The organism is Oculatella sp. FACHB-28 (assembly GCF_014696015.1).
Taxonomy (GTDB): Bacteria; Cyanobacteriota; Cyanobacteriia; order Elainellales; family Elainellaceae; genus JAAUTN01.
In genome coordinates, this window is the sequence record NZ_JACJPJ010000018.1 from 1 (window position 1) to 8,070 (window position 8,070).

An 8,070-nucleotide genomic window follows, 5' to 3' on the forward strand; every position below is an offset into this window, starting at 1 on the left:
TGGACGATGCCAATTCGAGATTGGAGACCTGCTCTAAATCAGTTTGCAATCGCTTATGAAGATCGCTTTCCTCTCTAAATTTAGATCTTTGACACAAATCCATTGACATACCCCTCTCTATCAACTCAAGCAAGGGCTACTGGATGACTATCTCATTGAGCAACTCAAAAACCCCTCTATCAAAATGACGCTTGCGTAAGTCCTAATTGCTATTCTCTTACAGGGAAATGGCTACAACTCAAGCAACATGGCAAACGATTGTCCTCCTACTCGATTGATCACCTCGCTGTTTGGAGTTTTTTTAAATCCAAGCTTAGTGTAAAACTGAATGGCTGGGGCATTGTTAGCCCGCACCGTCAGGTAAATAGCAGAATATTTTTCAGTGGCGTATTGCACCAATGCTTCCATCAGTTGTGTGCCCGCTCCCATGTGCCTGAAGGATTTAGCAGTGGCGATCGCCAACTTAGGAATTCCATTTTTGCTATAGCCATATTCCTTGCGGTCATCTGGCAGCAACCGCAACCAAGCAGCGGCTACAGGGTGTTGAGTTGCAGGATGAATTGCCAGGAAACCAATGTCATTGGCTTGTCCCCAGTTAGCGACATAGCGAGCCAAGTGAGGATTGCGTTTAGCGTCGTCTAAAACTTCGCCTGCCTCCTCCATTTGAGCCGCTTCATAGAGCATCTCCCACAAGAATGGTTCATCGAATTGGGTAGCAACTCGAATCTCAAACATTATTGTTTGACGGGAACTAGGTTCTTCATTTGAATTTGGTGCTTTAATCTGCATACGATTTCTCCTTTAACTGAGTGACAGATACGAAAGCGTTGCGATGTATCCAACTCTAGTTAATATAAAAAGTGTTCCCAAAACGTTCCCAAAGCGTTCTGAAGTGTTTGGAACCCTCTACAAGAGAATGTTTGAAGAGATTAAGTTGTGTAGGTTGCAAGATGCATGATCAAATATTGCCAAATTAATCGCTCAAAACGTTTCCAAGATTTTGACTAGTTCCTCAGGATGCGACAGCATTACATCGTGACCAGACCAGAGTTCGATGATAGTTGCCTTCAGCTTACGGGCGCAGGCTCGGCAGGTTTCGATGGGTAACGCCTGATCGTTCCTGCATAAGATGTATAGCATTGGAATTTGCAGCTTAAATAGTTCGTCATCCTCAACCTTACTGGTCATTGCACCAAACGGTTCAGGAGTTAACTTGCTAAAGAAGAGATGCGCTTCTGTATCTGAAAATTCGTCAAAATACCGTTCCCGTGCCTGCTCATAGCTAATGGGTATGCTGTAATCTGAGCGGTTTTGCGCCATCTTAAGATAGGCATCTCGCTGATCCAGCGAAACGTAGTCCATTTGAGATTCACCTTGCTCAGGAACCAGCGCTGCTATAAACACCATGCCTGATAGGCGATCGCAAAGCGCCTTCGCAACCGCTGCAAGTACCATTCCACCAGCAGAGTGACCCACTAGAATGAGATTGTTAAAGTTGTGCTCTTCGACATACTGAATGACCGCGTTTCGGTAGGTCTGTAGGTTAATCCTTTCTCGTGGGGTTGGATCGTCTCCGTGTCCAGATAAGTCAATCGCATACGCCTCATGACCACGATTCTCCAGAAGACCTACAACTTTGTCCCATGCCCATTTGCCATGCCGATTGCCGTGTATCAATAGAAAGCAGCTCATTGCCTCAGTTCATTAATCAAGCTTGTAATACCAGGCTATTCTAAAAAAGCTTCTAAGGTTCTACTATTTCTTCAAGGTGCGACAACTTCTCTTCAAAAAGAATCTTCTTTGAAGAAAACATTATGTTAAGACAACTCTCTACAAAATTTACATCTGTTCTGGCAGTTGCATTCATGAGTGCAACCCTTTTAGGAAGCTGTATAAATTCTCAATTTTCTCAAAGAACCAGCATCTCTAATACCGATAGCAACACTGGAGATGAGACTTGTGCTCCCGAAATAGAAGAGATTGAGTTTGGTATCAGCCCTAGTGAATCTCAAGAAAACTTAAAAACCCATTGGGCTCCTTTTTTAGCTGCAATGGAAGCTGAATTAGGACGACCCGTTATTGCATTTTATGCAACTGACTATGCAGGGGTAATTGAAGCGATGGGTGCTAATAAGTTGCAGCTTGCCTGGTATGGAGGAAAAGCATATATTGAAGCAGCTAAACGATCGAATGCAGAAGCATTTACGCGCACCGTCAACTCAAATGGAACCCAAGGTTATTATTCACATTTAATTACAAACGTGGCAAACCCAATTATAAATGAAGTTGATTTACAAGAAGGGACGGGCGATCGCTACATTGTTGACCATGCTGCCGAGTTAACCTTTGCATTTAATGATCCCAATTCAACTTCGGGTTTTTTGGTTCCCACCTATTACATCTTTGCTAGGAATAGGATGAATCCAAACGAGGCATTCAAAGAGCTAATTTTTGCAGGAAGCCACGAAGCAACAGCATTAGCAGTCGTCAATAACCAGGTAGATGTGGCAACAAATAATAGTGAAACGTTGACGATGCTGGAGAAATCTGATCCAGAGACACGAGCCAAGATTCAAGTGATCTGGACTTCTCCTGTGATTCCTACAGAACCGATCGCCTATCGCAAAGACTTGCCCAGTTGTTTAAAGGAACAAATTAGCTCCTTCTTTTATAACTACAAAGATGTAACCGTTTTGGAGCCTTTAGGTTGGTCTGGATTCGTTCCTGCGGAGGATAAAGATTGGAATACAATTCGTGAATTGGAGATTGCAAAAGACATTCTAGAAGTTCAAAATAATCAAGCTCTAAGTACCGAGGAAAAACAACAGCAAATCAATCAACTCGAACAACAGTTAGAAGAACTACAGTCCTAAATTTCTAGGCTCTCACTTCTGCAAGAAGGTTGAGATTTGAGCGCAGTCAGGAGTTTGATATAAGAATTATTATTAATATGGAAGAAAATCGCTCAGTGACTAACGCCTCAATCTCTCCTGCTGTTCGAGCAATGTTGGAGCAAGAAGCTAAACGAGTTACGCCTGCTCGAATCATCTACTTGATGCTAGCGATCGCCATTCTTATCTTCTCCGCTATTCAAAGCGAGCTTGATGCGGGCGAATTACTTCAAGGCAGCCGTAATATGACCGAGTACATTAGCCGCTATTTTCCACCAGATTTCTCTCATTGGCGGCTCTATGTAGAGGAGATGATTGAAACTATCTCAATGGCAATCTGGGGAACGTTGCTCGCTGCAATTATTAGCGTTCCTCTATCACTGCTTGCTTCAGACAATATTTGTCCTGCTTGGGTTGTTTTTCCGGTACGTTGCTTGTTGGATGCAATGCGAGCAATTAACGAAGTGGTGTTTGCTCTAATCTTTGTAGTAGCGGTGGGATTAGGTTCCTTTGCTGGAGTGCTGGCATTGTTTGTGCATACATCTGGCATATTGGCAAAGCTTTTGTCAGAAGCGATCGAAGCAATTGATCCAGCTCCGGTTGAAGGCATTCGAGCTACAGGCGCTAACCAACTACAGGAAATTTTGTTTGGCATCATGCCTCAAGTGTTGCCGCTGTGGGTATCGTTTACGCTTTATCTGTTTGAGGCAAATGTTCGCTCCGCATCAGTGTTAGGAATTGTTGGGGCGGGGGGAATTGGGGTATCTCTCTATCAAAGTTTTCGCTCGTTTGAGTACACTCAAGTGTGCACGATTTTGATAATTCTAGCCACATCAGTGGCAGTGATTGATATGATTTCTTCTAAATTGCGACAAAAGCTAATTTGATTTTGCTGTCTTGAAATGCAAGCGATCGAAGTAAGAAATTTAACCAAATCATTTAGCGCCAGTTCTGGTGCTAAAACAGAAGCCTTGAAGAATGTCAGTATGGCGATCGCTCCCAAGGAAATTGTGGCGCTGGTAGGGGCTTCGGGATCTGGAAAGTCTACATTACTCAAACTGATCAACGGACTTCAGATTGCAGATAGTGGGCGAGTAGAGATTTTTGGAACACCCATTCAATCGGCAGGGCTGTTGCACTCTAAAGTGAGAAATCTGCGGAGTCAGATTGGCTTTATCTTTCAGCAGTTCAATTTAGTTAATCGTTTAACCGTGATCGAAAATGTGTTGATTGGCAATTTGTCCCGTGTGTCCTTGGGGCGATCGCTATTTCACTGGTTCACCCATGCCGAAAAACTACAAGCCTTAGCGGCTTTAGAGCGAGTGGGAATTCTTGAGCAGGCTTACCAACGGGCTGGAAGGCTCTCTGGGGGGCAGCAACAGCGAGTCGCGATTGCCCGGTGTTTAATGCAGGGTGCAACGATTATTTTGGCGGATGAACCCGTTGCGTCCCTTGACCCAGAATCGGCTCGTAAAGTGATGGAACTGTTGCTCATGCTGAACCGTGAGCAGGAGATTACGCTGGTTGCCTCATTGCATCAGGTTCAAATTGTGCGGCATTACTTTGAACGGGCGATCGCTCTTGCCAATGGTGAGATCAAGTTTGATGGCAAGACCGTTGAGTTGCATGACGAGCGACTGAATCAAATCTATGGGGTATCAAGCGAAGAACTCCTGTTGTCTTAGCTGTTCCTAACTTCTACTCATGACCTGAAATTTCATCTTCGATCGCTCCAAGGGCTTTCAAATTTATTTTTTGTGCTTCGGTTAAACCTTGAATTCCAGTGATGTTTGTTCCCTCGTAGGGACGTTCTGGTTTAATTGATTTGAAGCATTCACCTGTTTGGAGATTCCAAAGTTTAATCACCTCATCAGCCCCACTGCTAGTCAAGATTTGATCGTCTGGATTGAGCGCGATCGTCCAAATCAAATTCGTGTGCCCTTCCAGTGTGCTGAGGCACTGCCCATCTCGCAGCCGCCACCGCTTGATCGTTTGATCGTGGGAGCCGCTGATTAGGGTTTGTCCGTCTGCGCTCCAGATAATTGACCAGACTGTATTTTTGTGTGCCTGTAAAGTGGTGAGACAGTCTCCTGTCGCTACGTCCCACAACTTGATTTCACCATTGGTGCTGCCGCTAGCTAAGGTTTTGCCATCTGGTGCAAATGCAATTGACCAAACCCAATTATTTGGATCACGCAGGATCTGGGCACAACTGCCATCGCTCGGATTCCATAATCGCAACGTTTGGTCGTAACTTCCGGTTGCCAGCAATTGTCCATTAGGGCTCCAGGCAAGTTTTCTCACCCAATTTTCATGTCCTTTCAAAACCTTTAAACAGCGCCCCATCAGCGGATTCCACAGCCTGACTGTATGGTCGTGGGAGCCACTGGCAAGGAGTTGTCCGGTCGGGCTCCAAGCCATTGTCCAGATCAAGCTGCTGTGTCCTTCTAACTTTCTCAAACATTGTTTGCTTTCGAGATCCCACAGTCGAATCGTTTGATCATCACTACAGCTTGCCAGAGTTTGTCCATCCGCGCTCCAGGCAACCGTCCAAACTGAATGGCTGTGCCCCTCAAATAGGTGAATACGCTGCCCTGTGTTGCTGTCCCACAAGGACACCTGGCAGTCATCCCCACCGCTCGCTAGTATTCGTCCATCCGGATGCCAACTGGTCGAGTGGATGGTGTTTCGATATCCCTGCAACGTTTTTAGATGAGAACCAGAGCGGGGATGCCACAAACGAATTGTTTGGTCGAATGAGCCACTTGCTAACACCTGTCCATCCAGATTCCACGCGAGCGATCGCACCGAATTCTGATGGTTTTGCAGCACTTTCACACATTGCCCTGTGTAGGCATTCCAAACTCTCACTGTTTGGTCGTCGCTTCCACTGGCAATCGTTGTTCTATCTATGTTCCAGACGATCGACCAAATGGCATTTGTATGTCCCTCCAAACAGTTCAAGCATTCCTGTGTTTCAACATCCCACAACCGAATAGTTTGGTCATTTCCTCCGCTGGCAAGAGTGCATCCATCAGAACTCCATGCCAAAGCCAACACTGCATTATTGTGACCCTGGAGAGTTGCAACACATTCATTTGAAAGGATGTCCCATAGTTTAACTGTCTGGTCAGCACTACTGGTTGCTAGGATCAGTTGAGGTTCTGTTTTAGAGCTTGTTGAAGGCATCGGCTTCCAGGCAACAGTCGTAATTTTATTGTCATGTCCCTGAAGCGTTTTGAGACACTGCCCCATGTAAGGTTCCCAAATCCGAATACACTGATCAACGCTCCCACTGGCGAGAAATTGTTGATCAGGACTCCACGCCAGTGCCCGAACTTTACTACCACAGAACAACTGTTGGAGGCAACGTCCGGTGTTTATATCCCATATTTTGATAGTTTGATCATCGCTCGCGCTGGCTAACATTTGTCCATCTGGGCTGAAGTCAATTGACCAAACCCAATCGCTGTGTGCCCGCAAACTCAAGTGAGGTTGTCCCACACTCACCAGTTGGTCAGTATCGAGTTGAGTTCGCCAGAACCAAACTTCACCGCTCGTATCGGCGGCTGCCAAATACTGATTGCTGGAGAAAGCGACAGCAAGAATACTGCCAAAAGTTTGCGTAAAAACAGAATGATTGACAATAGTATGGCTCAGATCAACGTAGCGCAAATTCACCTTTTGTAGATAAGCGTGCCAAATGATTAAGTTGGAGAAGTTAAACGCTCGTAGATCAAATTGTAAGTGGCTACACAGATTAATCAGATTGCCACAACCATACCCAGAGAAGTGATTGTCTGGCTGTTGTAATACTGTCAATATCTGAGAGATGCGTTGTTTTAATAGATTTTGAGTATTGAACGTGTGACGAAACTGAGCTGCAATCGGGTTCAAAATTAATCGAACCTGACTTTCTCGAACATAATCTTTGACAGTGGTTTTAATTAGACAATAGCGAATAAATAGAGATAATTCAGCACTAGTCAATTCCTTAATGATCTGATTGACAAAGCGCTCAGTCACAAACTCCATTACAACAGGTTGTTGAGTGTAACTGCCAAGTTGAATTTCAAGGAGCGATCGCCGAGACAATGCTTCCAAAGCTTCTAAAACAACGGTGCGAGATGGAGTTGGGACAATATCTTCAATCAACTCGTTGCTAGAAGTCCATTCTCGGTTAATTGCCAGCCAATACATCACAATCTTTTCAACTTCCGTCAATCGCCTAAACTGCTGGTCAAGCAACTGGCGAATTCCCTGAAAGACAAATGCATCCTGTTCTAAAAACAGAGCAATCTTGCTATCAAATAAACTTTGAATTGAAGTCGCCACAATTTTCAGGGCAAGTGGGCTACAGCTATAGCGATCGCACACCTGTTGCTTTTCTGCATCAGTTCCCACTAAACCTTTTGCATCCAGCAACGCTCTGGCAGCTTCAGGTGAACCCGATAGCAACAGCGATCGCACAGGAGAATTAGCGCTTTCCAAAATCCCCACTTCCGCAGGTTTTTCCCGACTAGTGAGCAAGAGACAACTTTGATGAGTTGTTTCCGCTACCAATCGCAGTAGCTCACCATAATTCTCATAGCCTGTGCGGTAGGAACCTGCTCCATCACCCTCCTGTAAAATCGTCTCCAAGTTATCGAGAATAATTAAACAACGAGAGTGCCGCAACCAGTGCAGCAGACGGTTCAGCTCTGTTCCACTATCCTGCTGATGAGACAAAAATGGAATTAGATCCGCTAAAAGCGTTTCCAGCGGCGGAGCGTTTCGCAGCGATCGCCAGATAATCAATTCAAACTCATGCTGTACGCTCTGTGCCCACTTGATGGATAAGGTAGTCTTGCCAATACCGCCCATCCCCACTAGCATGAGCAGCCGAGAGCGATCGTTAATACTCCACTGATGTAGGATGGTCTGTTCAGTTTCTCGACCGTAGAAGATGGAGACATCGATCGCTTCACCCCAGTCAGTGGCGATAGATGCTTGAATAACAGCGTTTCGAGAAGCGGGAGCGGATGCGATTGTTTCATTTGTCGGCGAGTTTGTGGCTTCTTCCTCGCGCAGCAGTTGTTCATACAGCTTGCGTGTGTTGGGACTCGGATCAACACCTAACTCCTCACGCAGCACACTCATGCAGCGATGGTAAATTTGCAGGGCATTGGCGCGATCGCCA

Annotated in this window: 6 protein-coding genes; 3 read left to right on the forward strand and 3 right to left on the reverse strand. The window is 45.5% G+C overall.

The annotated features are described in order from the left end of the window. Nucleotides 1-231: 231 nt before the first annotated feature. Together H6F88_RS00570 and H6F88_RS00575 are read right to left on the reverse strand one after the other, a co-directional pair. Nucleotides 232-789: a GNAT family N-acetyltransferase gene (locus H6F88_RS00570; protein ID WP_190640815.1), complete on the reverse strand. Its 558-nt coding sequence runs from the start codon at nucleotides 787-789 to the stop codon at nucleotides 232-234. A 192-nt stretch (nucleotides 790-981) separates the two neighbouring features. Then, nucleotides 982-1,692 (reverse strand): alpha/beta hydrolase, encoded by a 711-nt coding sequence (locus H6F88_RS00575; protein ID WP_190640816.1) that lies wholly within the window; start codon nucleotides 1,690-1,692, stop codon nucleotides 982-984. A 173-nt stretch (nucleotides 1,693-1,865) separates the two neighbouring features. On the opposite strand from H6F88_RS00575, the gene phnD reads away from it, so the two are divergent. From phnD to phnC, 3 genes are all read left to right on the forward strand, one after another. Beyond that, nucleotides 1,866-2,873, forward strand: a complete 1,008-nt coding sequence (gene phnD, locus H6F88_RS00580) for a phosphonate ABC transporter substrate-binding protein (RefSeq protein WP_199333389.1) — start codon at nucleotides 1,866-1,868, stop codon at nucleotides 2,871-2,873. A 77-nt stretch (nucleotides 2,874-2,950) separates the two neighbouring features. After that, nucleotides 2,951-3,778 (forward strand): phosphonate ABC transporter, permease protein PhnE, encoded by an 828-nt coding sequence (gene phnE, locus H6F88_RS00585; protein ID WP_199333390.1) that lies wholly within the window; start codon nucleotides 2,951-2,953, stop codon nucleotides 3,776-3,778. 15 nt (nucleotides 3,779-3,793) lie between these two features. Next, nucleotides 3,794-4,576 carry a phosphonate ABC transporter ATP-binding protein gene (phnC, locus tag H6F88_RS00590; protein WP_190640818.1) on the forward strand — a complete coding sequence of 261 codons (783 nt, stop codon included), beginning with the start codon at nucleotides 3,794-3,796 and terminating at the stop codon, nucleotides 4,574-4,576. Nucleotides 4,577-4,589: 13 nt separating this feature from the next. On the opposite strand, the gene H6F88_RS00595 is transcribed toward phnC, so the two are convergent. After that, on the reverse strand, nucleotides 4,590-8,070 hold a 3,481-nt coding region (locus H6F88_RS00595), incomplete at its 5' end, for a BTAD domain-containing putative transcriptional regulator (protein WP_199333391.1).

Coding starts and splice junctions, on each gene's coding strand:
- H6F88_RS00570 (WP_190640815.1), bottom strand. CDS start 789: ATGCAGATTAAAGCACCAAATTCAAATGAAGAACCTAGTTCCCGTCAA.
- H6F88_RS00575 (WP_190640816.1), bottom strand. CDS start 1,692: ATGAGCTGCTTTCTATTGATACACGGCAATCGGCATGGCAAATGGGCA.
- phnD (WP_199333389.1), top strand. CDS start 1,866: ATGAGTGCAACCCTTTTAGGAAGCTGTATAAATTCTCAATTTTCTCAA.
- phnE (WP_199333390.1), top strand. CDS start 2,951: ATGGAAGAAAATCGCTCAGTGACTAACGCCTCAATCTCTCCTGCTGTT.
- phnC (WP_190640818.1), top strand. CDS start 3,794: ATGCAAGCGATCGAAGTAAGAAATTTAACCAAATCATTTAGCGCCAGT.